14 protein-coding genes are annotated in these 14,069 nt (G+C 57.0%); 11 read left to right on the top strand and 3 right to left on the bottom strand.

The features are described from left to right. Positions 1-616 precede the first annotated feature (616 nt). The 10 genes from rpmH to LGM20_RS25495 all read left to right on the top strand — a co-directional run bounded on the left by rpmH (position 617) and on the right by LGM20_RS25495 (position 8,727). The gene (gene rpmH, locus LGM20_RS25540) at positions 617-757 is read left to right on the top strand and encodes a 50S ribosomal protein L34 (RefSeq protein ID WP_000831330.1); all 141 of its coding nucleotides are present in this window, start codon (positions 617-619) and stop codon (positions 755-757) included. A gap of 15 nt (positions 758-772) precedes the next feature. After that, positions 773-1,132, top strand: coding sequence for a ribonuclease P protein component (gene rnpA / locus LGM20_RS25535; RefSeq protein WP_004151535.1), 360 nt, complete (start codon positions 773-775; stop codon positions 1,130-1,132). Continuing rightward, entirely contained in the window at positions 1,096-1,353 is a 258-nt protein-coding gene (gene yidD / locus LGM20_RS25530; protein WP_004151536.1) for a membrane protein insertion efficiency factor YidD, read from the top strand. Before rnpA ends, yidD begins: the two co-directional genes overlap by 37 nt. 2 nt (positions 1,354-1,355) lie before the next feature. Further along, positions 1,356-3,002, top strand: coding sequence for a membrane protein insertase YidC (gene yidC / locus LGM20_RS25525; RefSeq protein ID WP_023291460.1), 1,647 nt, complete (start codon positions 1,356-1,358; stop codon positions 3,000-3,002). A gap of 122 nt (positions 3,003-3,124) precedes the next feature. Beyond that, positions 3,125-4,489: a tRNA uridine-5-carboxymethylaminomethyl(34) synthesis GTPase MnmE gene (gene mnmE / locus LGM20_RS25520; RefSeq protein ID WP_023291461.1), complete on the top strand. Its 1,365-nt coding sequence runs from the start codon at positions 3,125-3,127 to the stop codon at positions 4,487-4,489. Between the two features lie 118 nt (positions 4,490-4,607). Beyond that, positions 4,608-5,027, top strand: a complete 420-nt coding sequence (locus tag LGM20_RS25515) for a GNAT family N-acetyltransferase (RefSeq protein ID WP_044525102.1) — start codon at positions 4,608-4,610, stop codon at positions 5,025-5,027. A gap of 99 nt (positions 5,028-5,126) precedes the next feature. Next, positions 5,127-6,311, top strand: coding sequence for an MFS transporter (locus LGM20_RS25510; RefSeq protein WP_044525103.1), 1,185 nt, complete (start codon positions 5,127-5,129; stop codon positions 6,309-6,311). Then, entirely contained in the window at positions 6,280-7,239 is a 960-nt protein-coding gene (gene yidZ, locus LGM20_RS25505) for an HTH-type transcriptional regulator YidZ (protein ID WP_004202291.1), read from the top strand. The genes LGM20_RS25510 and yidZ overlap by 32 nt, the downstream gene beginning before the upstream one ends. A gap of 309 nt (positions 7,240-7,548) precedes the next feature. Beyond that, a complete protein-coding gene (locus tag LGM20_RS25500; RefSeq protein ID WP_072096716.1) occupies positions 7,549-8,124 on the top strand; it encodes a 4'-phosphopantetheinyl transferase family protein in 576 nt (191 codons plus the stop codon). Between the two features lie 36 nt (positions 8,125-8,160). Beyond that, positions 8,161-8,727 (top strand): NADPH-dependent FMN reductase, encoded by a 567-nt coding sequence (locus LGM20_RS25495; protein ID WP_023291465.1) that lies wholly within the window; start codon positions 8,161-8,163, stop codon positions 8,725-8,727. A 45-nt stretch (positions 8,728-8,772) separates the two neighbouring features. Here the strand turns inward: LGM20_RS25495 and LGM20_RS25490 are convergent, their stop codons facing one another. Beyond that, complete coding sequence (locus tag LGM20_RS25490) at positions 8,773-10,110, bottom strand: NCS2 family permease (protein WP_023291466.1); 1,338 nt, start codon at positions 10,108-10,110, stop codon at positions 8,773-8,775. A gap of 169 nt (positions 10,111-10,279) precedes the next feature. On the opposite strand from LGM20_RS25490, the gene yieH reads away from it, so the two are divergent. Beyond that, entirely contained in the window at positions 10,280-10,945 is a 666-nt protein-coding gene (gene yieH, locus LGM20_RS25485; protein ID WP_044525105.1) for a 6-phosphogluconate phosphatase, read from the top strand. 163 nt (positions 10,946-11,108) lie between these two features. Here yieH and LGM20_RS25480 read toward each other — a convergent pair whose 3' ends face one another. After that, positions 11,109-12,275: an esterase gene (locus LGM20_RS25480; protein ID WP_044525106.1), complete on the bottom strand. Its 1,167-nt coding sequence runs from the start codon at positions 12,273-12,275 to the stop codon at positions 11,109-11,111. A gap of 38 nt (positions 12,276-12,313) precedes the next feature. Then, positions 12,314-13,945, bottom strand: coding sequence for a carbohydrate porin (locus tag LGM20_RS25475; RefSeq protein WP_044525107.1), 1,632 nt, complete (start codon positions 13,943-13,945; stop codon positions 12,314-12,316). Between the last annotated feature and the right edge of the window lie 124 nt (positions 13,946-14,069).

Genomic DNA, 14,069 nt, shown 5'->3' with positions numbered 1-14,069 from the left:
ACTCCACTCGAACATAAAATCGATATCAAAGAAAAACTGAAACAATCGTGATTGTTGGCACACGTCGACAAGACCCTGCATTAGCCGAAAAGCCCCTGCACAAAAGGGGTGACGTGCGAACCGCTATCTGCGGTTATTTCCCGCTGCGGATCCGGGGATCGCGATCGGGACCGGGGATCATAGCCTAAACTGAGAAAGAGATCTTGTGTTTCTCAACAGATTCTTCCCGATTTATCCACAGGAAGGATCGAAACCGGGTAAGTGTAATCGATCCTGGGAAGAGTGAAGCACGATTTCCGCCGCATATTGGAAAAATTAATGAGCTATGCCGCTTTTGGGCGGAAACGATCTAACAAAGATCCTTCAGGATCCTTGCGCTTTACTGGCCAGGCCGTATAATCCCCCACCCGGCGCGTAATGCCCGTTTTCGTCACGCGTCTCAGCTTATTTTTTGTGCGACGAGGTGCGAGAAATAAGGAAAGAGAATTGACTCCGGAGTGTACAATTATTACAATCCGGCCTCTTTAATCACCCACGCTGAGGCGTAAGTCGTTCGAAATTCGTTCGGGTCTACGCAAAAGTCAGTGAATTTATTCAAGTTTAGGTAGAAATCGCCATGAAACGCACTTTTCAACCGTCTGTACTGAAGCGCAACCGTTCTCACGGCTTCCGTGCTCGTATGGCTACTAAAAATGGTCGTCAGGTTCTGGCACGTCGTCGTGCTAAAGGCCGCGCTCGTCTGACCGTTTCCAAGTAATAAAGCTAACCCTGCGTGGTTAAGCTCGCATTTCCCAGGGAGTTACGCTTGTTAACTCCCAGTCATTTCACTTTCGTCTTCCAGCAGCCACAACGGGCTGGCACGCCGCAAATCACCATCCTCGGCCGCCTGAATTCGCTGGGGCATCCCCGCATCGGTCTCACCGTCGCCAAGAAAAACGTGAAACGCGCACATGAACGCAATCGGATTAAACGTCTGACGCGTGAAAGTTTTCGTTTGCGTCAACATGAACTCCCGCCAATGGATTTCGTGGTGGTGGCGAAAAGAGGGGTTGCCGACCTCGATAACCGTGCTCTCTCGGAAGCGTTGGAAAAATTATGGCGCCGCCATTGTCGCCTGGCTCGCGGGTCCTGATCGGCCTGATTCGAGTTTATCAGCGCCTGATTAGTCCGCTACTCGGGCCGCATTGCCGTTTCACCCCAACCTGTTCTCAATACGGAATTGAGGCCTTACGCAGGTTTGGAGTGATAAAAGGCAGTTGGTTGACGATGAAACGCGTATTAAAATGCCACCCTTTACACCCTGGTGGTGACGATCCCGTCCCGCCTGGACCATTTGATACCAGAGAACACTAACGATGGATTCGCAACGCAATCTTCTTATCATCGCTTTGTTGTTCGTGTCTTTCATGATCTGGCAAGCCTGGGAGCAGGACAAAAATCCGCAACCCCAGCAGCAGACCACGCAGACTACGACCACAGCAGCGGGTAGCGCCGCCGACCAGGGCGTACCGGCCAGTGGCCAGGGGAAACTGATTACGGTTAAAACTGATGTGCTTGATCTGACCATCAACACCCGCGGTGGTGATGTTGAGCAAGCGCTGCTTCCGGCTTACCCGAAAGCGCTGAAATCGACTGAACCGTTCCAGTTACTGGAAACTACGCCACAGTTTATCTACCAGGCGCAGAGCGGCTTAACCGGTCGTGACGGCCCGGATAACCCGGCTAACGGCCCGCGTCCGCTGTATAACGCTGATAAAGATGCGTATGTACTGGCTGATGGCCAGAACGAAATCGTTATTCCGCTGACCTATACCGACAAAGCCGGCAACGTCTTCACCAAGACCTTCACCCTGAAACGCGGTGATTATGCGGTGAACGTGGGTTATAGCGTGCAGAACGCCAGCGAGAAACCGCTGGAAGTCTCGACCTTCGGTCAGCTGAAGCAGACCGCCGCGCTGCCGTCCAGTCGCGATACGCAGACCGGCGGCCTGTCCACGATGCATACTTTCCGTGGCGCGGCGTTCTCCACCGCGGATTCGAAATACGAAAAATACAAATTCGATACCATCCTGGACAATGAAAACCTGAACGTCAGCACCAAAAACGGTTGGGTTGCCATGCTGCAGCAGTACTTCACCACCGCGTGGGTGCCGCAGAATAACGGGACGAATAACTTCTACACCGCCAACCTCGGCAACGGCATTGTCGCTATCGGCTATAAATCTCAGCCGGTACTGGTGCAGCCTGGTCAAACCGACAAACTGCAGAGCACGCTGTGGGTCGGCCCGGCGATTCAGGACAAAATGGCTGCCGTCGCGCCGCACCTGGATCTGACCGTCGACTACGGCTGGCTGTGGTTCATCTCCCAACCGCTGTTCAAGCTGCTGAAATTCATCCACGGCTTCCTCGGCAACTGGGGCTTCTCGATTATCGTCATCACCTTTATCGTTCGTGGCATCATGTACCCGCTGACCAAAGCGCAGTACACCTCCATGGCGAAGATGCGTATGCTGCAGCCGAAAATTCAGGCCATGCGCGAGCGTCTGGGCGACGATAAACAACGTCAAAGCCAGGAGATGATGGCGCTGTATAAAGCGGAAAAAGTGAACCCGCTGGGCGGCTGCTTCCCGCTGATTATCCAGATGCCGATCTTCCTTGCGCTGTACTACATGCTGAGCGCCTCGGTAGAACTGCGTCATGCGCCGTTTATCCTGTGGATCCACGATCTGTCTGCGCAAGACCCGTACTACATCCTGCCGATCATCATGGGCGCGACGATGTTCTTCATCCAGAAGATGTCGCCGACCACCGTGACCGACCCGATGCAGCAGAAGATCATGACCTTTATGCCGGTCATCTTCACGGTGTTCTTCCTGTGGTTCCCGTCTGGCCTGGTGGTGTACTACATCGTCAGCAACCTGGTGACCATTATCCAGCAGCAGCTGATTTACCGTGGTCTGGAGAAGCGTGGCCTGCATAGCCGCGAGAAGAAGAAATCCTGATACTCTTCATTCTTCAAGCCAACGCATCTGCGACCTGGATAATTTAGAGTAGTTACGGTAACGTTAATGCCAGAGAAGGCGGTCAATGGACCGCCTTTTTTACATCTACATAGAGAGTCACCATGAGCCATAACGACACTATCGTCGCCCAGGCAACCCCACCGGGACGCGGGGGTGTGGGCATCCTGCGTATCTCCGGCCTCAAAGCGCGCGACGTCGCGCAGGCGGTACTCGGCAAGCTGCCGAAGCCGCGCTATGCCGACTACCTGCCGTTCAACGACGTTGACGGTACGCCGCTGGATCAGGGGATTGCGCTGTGGTTCCCCGGGCCGAACTCCTTTACCGGGGAAGATGTGCTTGAGCTACAGGGCCACGGCGGCCCGGTCATTCTCGACCTGCTGCTCAAACGTATTCTGACCCTGCCGGGCCTGCGCATCGCCAGACCGGGCGAATTCTCCGAGCGCGCGTTCCTTAACGACAAGCTCGACCTGGCGCAGGCAGAGGCCATCGCCGATCTTATCGACGCCAGCTCAGAACAGGCGGCGCGCTCGGCGCTGAACTCGCTGCAGGGGGCGTTCTCCGCGCGGGTGAACCACCTTGTGGAAGCGCTCACTCACCTGCGCATCTACGTGGAAGCGGCGATTGATTTTCCGGATGAAGAAATTGATTTCCTCTCCGACGGCAAAATTGAAGCCCAGCTGAACGAGGTGATGGTCGACCTCGACGCCGTCCGCGCCGAAGCCCGTCAGGGCAGTCTGCTGCGCGAAGGGATGAAAGTGGTGATCGCCGGGCGGCCAAATGCCGGTAAATCAAGCCTACTGAACGCCCTGGCGGGCCGCGAAGCGGCGATCGTCACCGACATTGCGGGCACCACCCGCGATGTGCTGCGCGAGCATATCCATATCGACGGCATGCCCCTGCATATCATTGATACCGCGGGCCTGCGCGACGCCAATGACGAAGTGGAGCGTATCGGCATCGAGCGCGCCTGGCAGGAGATTGCGCAGGCTGACCGGGTGCTGTTTATGGTCGATGGCACCACCACCAGCGCCGTTGACCCGGCGGAGATCTGGCCAGATTTTATCGAGCGCCTGCCCGCTAAACTGCCGATTACCGTGGTGCGCAATAAAGCCGATGTTACCGGCGAAGCGCTGGGTATCAGCGAAGTAAATGGCCACTCACTGATCCGCCTGTCGGCACGCACCGGCGAAGGCGTCGAGGTGCTGCGTAATCACCTCAAGCAGAGCATGGGCTTCGATACCAATATGGAAGGCGGCTTCCTCGCCCGCCGTCGCCATCTGCAGGCGCTGGAAGAGGCGGCGAACCATCTGCAGCAGGGCAAAGCCCAGCTGCTGGGCGCCTGGGCCGGCGAGCTGCTGGCGGAAGAGCTGCGTCTCGCGCAGCAGGCGCTGAGCGAGATCACCGGGGAGTTCACCTCCGACGACCTGCTGGGCCGCATCTTCTCCAGCTTCTGTATCGGCAAATAACGTTTAGTCCGTAAACGTTCACTCACCCGCATTAGCGCCGCGTTAATGCGGGTTTTTTCTTGCCCTTTGCGGCGCAACGTTCTCTACTTTTATCTCCCCCTAACCACGAGACTAAAGCATGATCGTTGAATATACCGTGATCGAGAAGGTGCCCTCCGCCGAAGCGTTTTGCCACCTGCGGGTGGTAGCGGGCATGTCGCCGCGCCCCATAGAAGGCGCCAGAGCCGGGCTGCCGCAAAGCTGTTATGGCGTACATATCCTCTGGCAGGAGACGCCGATCGCCATGGGGCGCATCGTCGGCGACGGCGCGATTAATTTCGACATTGTCGACGTCGCCGTCGATCCGGCTCACCAGGGGAAGGGCCTTGGCCGGCTGGTGATGGAGAAACTGGTCGCCTGGCTGGATGCGAACGCCTTTGACGGCGCCTACGTTACGCTGGTGGCGGATGTTCCGGAGCTGTACGCGAAGTTTGGCTTCGAAAGCGTTCGGCCGGAAAGCGAAGGGATGGCCCGCGTCTGGCGACGCCGGGGCCGCTAGTTCGCGTTTCCTGCCAGGAAAATAGCGTTGTCCAAATGGCAACTCGTCTTGCGGAGCGTATCTCACTATGCTGAACGCCATTCACATCGCGAGGATCTCATGACACGCTTTCTTCTCTGCAGCTTTGCCCTGGTTCTGCTCTATCCCTCCGGCATCGATATGTATCTCGTCGGCCTGCCGCGTATTGCTCAGGATCTGGGAGCCAGCGAGGCGCAATTACATATCGCCTTCTCGGTCTATCTGGCCGGAATGGCCTCCGCGATGCTGTTTGCTGGCCGTATCGCCGACCGCTCGGGGCGCAAGCCTGTCGCCATTGTGGGCGCGGCGATCTTTGTTATCGCCTCCCTGCTCTGCGCGCAGGCGCACACCAGCAGCCACTTCCTTACCGGACGCTTTATCCAGGGGATTGGCGCCGGCTGCTGCTACGTGGTGGCTTTCGCTATTCTGCGCGATACGCTGGACGACCGTCGGCGGGCCAAAGTGCTGTCGTTGCTCAACGGCATTACCTGCATCATCCCCGTTCTGGCGCCGGTGCTCGGCCACCTGATCATGCTGAAATACCCGTGGCAGAGTCTGTTCTACACCATGATCGGCATGGGGGTAACGGTGGGTTTACTGGCGGTATTTATCCTGCGCGAGACGCGTCCGACGGCGCCTCCGCAGACGGCTATGCCGCAGCATGGCGCGGACGAATCGCTGTTGAATCGCTTTTTCCTCAGCCGCATTCTCATCACCACCCTCAGCGTAACGGCGATCCTCACCTACGTGAACGTCTCGCCGGTACTGATGATGGAGGAGATGGGGTTCGATCGCGGCACCTATTCCATGACGATGGCGCTGATGGCGATGGTCAGCATGGCGGTCTCCTTCTCGACGCCGTTCGCCCTGTCGCTGTTTAAACCGCGCACCCTGATGATAACCTCACAGCTGCTGTTCCTGGCGGCTGGCGTGGCGCTGAGCCTCGCCACCCACCAGGCCGTCACCCTGGTCGGGCTGGGCATGATTTGCGCCGGCTTCTCCGTCGGCTTCGGCGTCGCGATGAGCCAGGCCCTGGGGCCATTCACGCTGCGCGCCGGTGTCGCCAGCTCGGTCCTCGGCATCGCGCAGGTGTGCGGTTCGTCGCTGTGGATTTGGCTCGCCGCTATCATCGGGCTCAGCGCAATGAATATGCTGATCGGGATACTCATTGCCTGTAGCATAGTGAGTCTTGTTCTGCTACTGGTCGCCACCCCGCCGCGGGTTGCGCAACACGATGAAGAAGCCGCTTTCGAGTCTCGATCTTAATTTACTCCTCTGCCTGCAGCTCCTGACCCAGGAGCTCAGCGTTACCCGTACGGCGAAGCGGATGAACGTTTCGCCCTCGGCGGTGAGCAAATCGCTGGCCAAACTGCGCGCCTGGTTTGACGATCCGCTGTTTGTCAAAACGCCGCTGGGCCTGGCGCCCACGCCGCTGGTCAGCAGCATGGAGCAGGATCTGGCGGACTGGATGCAGATGGGCAACCAGATCCTCGATAAACCGCACCACACCATGCCGAGCGGCCTCAAGTTCGAGCTGGCGGCGGAAACGCCGCTGCTGATGATCCTGTTTAACACCCTCTCCCAGCGCATCTATCAGCGCTATCCGCAGGCATTGATTCGTTTGCGCAACTGGGACTACGACTCCCTGGACGCCATCATTCGCGGCGAGGTGGATATCGGCTTCTGCGGGCGCGAAAGCCATCCGCAGTCGCGTGAGCTGCTAAGCCTGCTGCCGTGGTATATCGATTTTGATGTGCTGTTCACCGACCTGCCGCAGGTCTGGCTGCGCGCCGATCATCCGGCGCTCAGGGAGGAGTGGGATCTGGCGGCATTCTTACGCTATCCGCATATCACCATCTGCTGGGAACAACGCGATACCTGGGCGCTGGACGACGTGCTGCAGGAGCTGGGGCATAAACGTAACGTGGCGCTGACCGTGCCGGGGTTTGAGCAATCCCTCTTTATGGCGGCCCAGCCGCAGCACACCATGCTGGCCACCGCGCCGCGCTACTGCCAGCACTATAATCAGCAGCACCAGCTCCCCCTGGTCTCCCGACCGCTGCCGCTGGAGCCGCAGCATCTGGAAAAGCTTCGCGTCCCCTTCACCTTGCTATGGCATAAACGCAACAGCTACAACCCGAAGCTTGTCTGGCTTAGAGATACGCTGAAAGCGCTCTATTCCGGTACGCTGTAAGCCTTGTTTCGTGCCCATAGCACCTTATTTGCGCAAGAATTTGTAAAATTCAAACAAATTCCCTTTTCAAGGGGGGATTTCGGCATTAAAACCTGTTAATACCAGGCGATAATAGCGCCCGCCGTTTTATTCAGACCATTACTCACGGAGCGACGTATGGCAACGCATTTTGCACGAGGGATACTCAGTACCGGGGAGCCGCTATCGACACGTTTGTCAGCGGCCTGTCATCAATCCGCACGTCGGCTCCCTGAATACCGGCAAGCCCGCTTTCGCGCTTCGCGGTCGCTGCTCGCCGAACTGCTGTTTATGCTTTACGGCATCAGCGAGCTGCCTGAAATCGTTAACGAAGCCAATGGCAGACCGGTTTTTAGCGATCGTCACCTTCCCCGCTTCTCTATCTCTTATACTGGCAATATCGTTGGCGTGGCGCTGACCACCGAGGGGGATTGCGGCCTCGACATGGAGCTGCAGCGCGCCGTTCGCAGCCACGACGCCGACCGGCAAAATTTCAGTAACAATGAGAATCTGTGGATTAACATTCAGCATGACCCGGACGAAGCGCGCAGCCAGCTGGTGGCGCTGCGCCGCAGCGTGCTGAAGCTGACCGGTGAGACATCAACGCAGCTGCAGCTGCTGCCTGGCTCCGGCCGCCTGCGTACCGCCGGCAGCCTGCCGATCGAAGCCGTCTGTGACGCCGAATCGCTGCTGGTGTGGTCGATTGCCGCTACCCCGAATATCGGCCCGCTGAAGGTCTGGGAGTATGATGCTAAGGGAGGCGACTGGCACAGCCTGGCGGACGCTCAGCGCCGCGCACGCGAACCCTCAGCCCGCCTGATGCGCTTTACCAGTCTGCCCACGGAAAAAACCTTATCCCTCAATTGACCGGTCTTGCCGGCATCATGATCCAAAGGAGCAATCATGTCAGATACCTTGAAAGTGGTTACGTTACTCGGCAGCCTGCGTAAAGGGTCGTTTAATGGAATGGTCGCGCGTACCCTGCCCGGCATCGCGCCGGCGGGTATGCACATCTCCGCGCTGCCGTCGATCGGCGATATTCCGCTGTACGATGCTGATATTCAGGAGGAAGAGGGATTCCCGCAGAGCGTGCAGGAGATTGCGCAGCAGATCCGCGAGGCGGATGGCGTGGTGATTGTCACCCCCGAGTATAACTATTCCGTGCCTGGCGGCCTGAAAAACGCCATCGACTGGCTTTCACGCCTGCCCGAGCAGCCGCTGTCCGGCAAGCCGGTGCTGATTCAAACCAGCTCTATGGGCGCCATCGGCGGCGCGCGCTGCCAGTATCATCTGCGGCAGATTCTGGTGTTCCTCGATGCGATGGTGATGAATAAACCGGAATTTATGGGCGGCGTGATCCAGAACAAAGTGGATCCGCAGTCGGGTGAAGTGGTCGATCAGAGCACCCTCGACCATCTGCGCGGCCAGCTGACTGCCTTTGGCGACTATATTCAGCGGGTTAAAGCATAAAAAAAGCCCGGCAGCGATGCCGGGCTTTTTCATCATACGTGCGGATTAATGTGCATCGATAAAGACAATCTTCAGCACAAACAGCAGCGAGACGATAATGACGCAAGGGCTGAGGTCGCGCAGACGGCCGGTGCCAATTTTCATCACGCAGTAGGAGATAAAGCCCAGGGCAATGCCTTCGGTGATCGAGAAGCTAAACGGCATCATCACCGCGGTGATAAACGCCGGTACCGCTTCCGTCAGGTCATCCCACTTCACGCGCGCCAGGCTTGAGGTCATCAGCACACCGACGTAAATCAGCGCGCCGGCGGCCGCATAGGCCGGAACCATCCCCGCCAGCGGAGACAGGAAGATAACCAGCAGGAACAGGATACCGACGACCACGGCGGTCAGGCCGGTGCGCCCGCCCACGGAAACGCCGGAGGAGGATTCGATATACGCTGTTACCGACGAGGTGCCGATGAAGGAGCCTGCCACCGACGAGACGCTATCGACAAACAGCGCCTGCTTCATGCGCGGGAATTTACCGTTGGCGTCCGCCAGACCCGCTTTATCCGTCACGCCGATGAGCGTCCCGGAGGAGTCAAACAGGTTGACCAGCATAAAGGAGAAGATCACCCCGGCCAGGCCCAGATTCAGGGAGCCCGCCAGATCGACATGACCGATCACCGAAGTCACGCTCGGCGGCGCCGAGACGATTCCGGTGTAGTGTACATCACCCAGCATCCAGCCCAGCAGGGTGGTCACCACGATAGAGACCAGAACCGCGGCATGAATGTTGCGCGACGCCAGAATCGCGATGATAAAGAAGCCCAGCACGCCCAGCAGCACGCTGTGGGAGGTCAAATGACCAATGCTGACCAGCGTTTCCGGGTTTGCGACGATAACCCCGGCGTTCTTCAGGCCCATCATACCGATAAACAGACCGATACCGCTGGTGATGCCCACGCGCAGGCTCAGCGGAATATTGGCGATCATCCAGTAGCGTACGCGGAAGATCGTCAGCAGCAGCAGGCCGACGGCGCCCCAGAAAATCGCGCCCATCCCGACCTGCCACGGCAGGCCCATCGCCTGCACCACCACAAAGGCGAAAAAGGCATTCAGGCCCATCGCCGGCGCCAGGGCGACCGGCAGGTTCGCGAACAGCCCCATCAGGATACTGCCGAAAGCGGCAATCAGACAGGTGGTCACAAACACGGCGCTGGTATCCATGCCCGCTACGCCAAGAATTTGTGGGTTAACAAAAACGATATACACCATCGTCAGGAACGTGGTGAAACCGGCGATGGCTTCCGTGCGCACCGTGGTGCCGTGCTCGCGCAGTTTAAATACGCGCTCCAGCAGACCCTGGCCAGAAGACTGGCTGGTTTGTTGTTGACTCATTATCGGTTTCCGAACGTAAGGAGGGAAAATTCGACGCTATCCTATACCAAATTACAGCACCAGGCGCGGTTGTATGGTAATTTTTTTCATTTATTTTGCTTATACGGCAACGATTGCGTCGCGGTATTGGACATGACGAAAACGTTAAACTTGTTAATATGGAATAGCTATGACTCAACCAGAAGCAGTATTTTTTGACTGTGACGGCACGCTGGTCGACAGCGAGGTGATTTGCTCCCGCGCCTACGTGCACATGTTCCAGGAATTTGGCATTACGCTGGAGCTGGCAGAGATTTTTAAGCGCTTCAAAGGCGTAAAGCTGTACGAAATAATCGACACCATCAACGCCGAGCATGGCGTTAACCTGCAAAAGGCCACTCTGGAGCCGATTTACCGTGCGGAAGTCGCCCGCCTGTTTGATAGCGAACTGGAGGTGATTGCCGGAGCCCAGGCGCTGCTGGATGCGGTAAGCGTCCCGATGTGCGTGGTTTCCAATGGCCCGGTCAGTAAGATGCAACACTCTCTCGGCCGCACCGGCCTGCTGCACCATTTCGCTGACCGGTTATACAGCGGCTACGATATTCAGCGCTGGAAACCCGATCCGGCGCTGATGTTTCATGCCGCAAAGGCGATGAGCGTTAACGTTGAGAACTGTATTCTGGTTGATGATTCCAGGGCAGGTGCACAATCGGGAATAGCCGCCGGCATGGAGGTGTTCTACTTCTGCGCCGATCCGCACAACCCGCCCATCGATCATCCCAAAGTGACGACCTTTACCGATCTGGCTGCGCTGCCGGCATTGTGGAAAGCGCGCGGTTGGGATATCACTCGCTAGCCCCCGGCGTCGCCCAACCGGGCGACGGTTGGCAGGTAGCGCTATGATCGAGCCCAGAACAGGACGGCTGGCGACCGGCTATCTCTTCATCATCTTGGGACGCAATCACTTTCATCTTGTCTTTCTTCACTTGTGGAAAGCGGGGGCTAAACGCCCCCACCGGCTATTTAAACAGTTTTTGCACAAACTCCGCGTAGGCCGGGCGCCAGACGTCCATTTCATGGTTCAGGCCGGGATAGGCGTGATAGTCAAAGTTGATCTTCTGTTTTTCCAGTTCGCTTTTCAGACCCGCGATGTCTTTGCCGGTCACGGAATCTTTTTCCCCGACGACCACGGTAAAGTTACGCAGCTGTTGATTGATCGCCTCAGGATGTTTCAGTTGCGCTTCCACACCGGCATTCGGCACCGTGGTGGTCGTGACGCCGCTAAACGTGGCGAGCCAGCCAAAGCTCTCCAGATGATTCATCCCGGAAACCAGCGCCTGATACCCGCCCTGAGAGAGGCCAGCCAGCGCCCGACCGTCGGCATCTTTACGCACGTTAAACCGGGCATCGATCAGCGGAATAATGTCCTGCATCAGCTCCTTATCCGCCGCCTGCGCATTCAGCGGATAGAAGGTTTTGCGTCGCTCCTGCGGCGGGAAGTTTTCCGCGATGGCTTCCGGGGTGTCGGTTTCGGTATCCGGGACCACCACCAGCATAGGCTTGATCTTGCCCTCCGCCAGTAGGTTATCCATGATTTGCGGAATACGCCCCTGATCGATGGCCGACAGCCCGCTGTCGCCAAAGCCATGATAGAAATAGAGCACCGGCAGCGGCTCGCCGCTGCCGCTATAGTTCGGCGGCGTCCAGACATAGAGCCGCCGTTCCGCATTCAGCGCCTTCGAGTGATAGGTAAGGGTGCGCAGATCGCCGTGCGCGACCGGGCGATCGTCCAGAATACTGCCGGGAACCAGAATCAGGCTGGTGTTCACCTGACGCTGCGGCTTCTGATAGCGGCTGCCGGTATCCACCGAGCGGAAGCCGTCCACATCAAAATAGTATTCATAGAGATTGGGTTTCATTGGCTCACTTTTCCATGTCCAGACCCCGTGGTCCGCTTTGGTCATGTCGTGCGAGACAAAGGTGTCCGGCGTGGCGCCTGTCACTACCGAAACCCGCCGGGCATCAGGGGCAAACAGGCGGTAAGTGATACTCTTATCCGCGTTAACCTGAGTGATAAAGTGGCTCACCGGCAGGGAGGGCTTGGGCACCGCTGGCAACGGTGCCGCCTGAATGGTGAACGCCGCGCCCGCCAGCGCGAGGGCGAAATATATGGCATGTCGTTTCATCGTTATTCCTCTTACGTTGTGTCCGTTCTGTTATCGTCTCACCACCAGATTTCCGCCTGCGCCCCTACGGCAAACTGATCGTTTTTACCGTCTTCAAAAATGCGGGTGGTGTTATTCGCGGCCTTATCCAGGTCGATATCCTTCGCTTTAATATAGGTGGCATAGAAGCGAATTTCCGGGCGCGAGGTCAGCATACTGGTATTAACTTTGAAGGTATGGAACAGCGTGGTCTTATAGCCGGACTCGTTATATTTCTTGCCGGCCACATCTTTGTTTTGCTGCCTGAAGTACCCCAGTTCGACGCCGGTCTGGTTATATTTATTCCAGATATAGGCCGGCCGCAGGACCGTACGGATGGATTCAAAATCGGAGTGGGCCCCGGTCTCGTAGCTGTAAACGTCGTTGCCAAAGGAGTAAACGATGGCATTCGCCATAATAATGTCATCGCGTAAATAGGTTTCCCCTTGCGAGGTTAAGCGCACGGCGGTGCCATTGGTATGGTCGCCATAATAGCGGCCGTTAAAGGTGGTATAGGGGCTGGATCCGGCATAGCGCGAGAAGCTGCTGGCAATGGAGTTATTCGCCAGCAAGAAAGAAAATTCGTTAAAGCCGCCGTGAGCAAATTTTTGCGTTAACGAGGTACCGGCCATCCAGGTATCTTTCCATGGATAATAGCCTTCATTGCCCTCTTTATATTTCTCAGAAGAACTTTGGTTGGCGGCGACATAGCGTCCGCTGACCATCAGACTGGCTTTATCCCACAACGGGATCTCTTTGTAACGGATATCGAGGGTATTGGTGTTAATTTGCTGCTTATTGCTTAAAGAACGATCGTAGTCATCCACATCCTCCCGGACCAGCGCGATATCGAATTTCCCGGCGCCTATCTGCCAGTTTTCCAGCCCCACGCCAGCCGCCGCATCGGTTCTCTGCGTTTTCCAGTCCAGCATCTGGATCTCGATTTTTGGCGCACCGTGTTTGCCGACCCAGAAATCGGCTTCCGGGGCAAACGGCAGGAATCCTTTGGTGTTGACGTACATATCCGAGAACTGGATGTAGTTTTCGCCGCCGGCATTGTCACCAAACCAGCCAGTGGAATACTGCTGGCCAACGTTCCCGTCGAGCATCACGATGGCGTCGACGCGTTTATCACCTTCCTGAAACACCCGCTGCTTCAGCTGCAGATCGAACCAGCCGGAATATTCATTGCCCAGACGGCCAAGCGAGCCAATGGCCCACGACTTTGGCGAGCCATGCGAGGCGGTTCCCCAGCCCGAGCGGAAGTAGCCGTTATAGCTAAAGCCAATTTCATCTTTGACGAACTTGCTAAAGTCTTTCAGCGTCATCGCGCTGTAGGCTGGCGCGCCGTCTGTGGCAGGTTGTTGATTTTTGACCAGTACCGCATCCGGTTTCACTGCTGCTTTCGGTCCTGCCGCCGCCGCGACAGTGCGCTTCTGGCTCTCTGCAGGCGAAGACCATGTGGCCCAAATCTGGTCTCTTTTTCTCTCCTGGTCCTGATATTTTTTGAGCTCTTTTTGCGTATCGCTAAGCGCTTTTTCCAGCAACTCAAGCCGTTGCTCTACCGTCAACTGGCTCGCGAACAGCGTGGTTGAATAACAAAGCGGCGCCAGCAATACCATCGCCGAAGCGATCCTGGTTTTTCTAAACATAATATTCCCTTATATAAGTGTTGGCATAAATAAATACGACAGCGACAAGCATCGCGCGGGTTCTAATAGCTGTATCCATACCGCTTAAGGGCGCGAGGGCTGTTATTTTTGCGGTGAGAAAAAA

This window comes from Klebsiella quasipneumoniae subsp. quasipneumoniae, from assembly GCF_020525925.1.
GTDB lineage: Bacteria > Pseudomonadota > Gammaproteobacteria > Enterobacterales > Enterobacteriaceae > Klebsiella > Klebsiella quasipneumoniae.
Note: the sequence above shows the minus strand (reverse complement) of the source record. Positions and strands in the feature narration are given on the sequence as shown.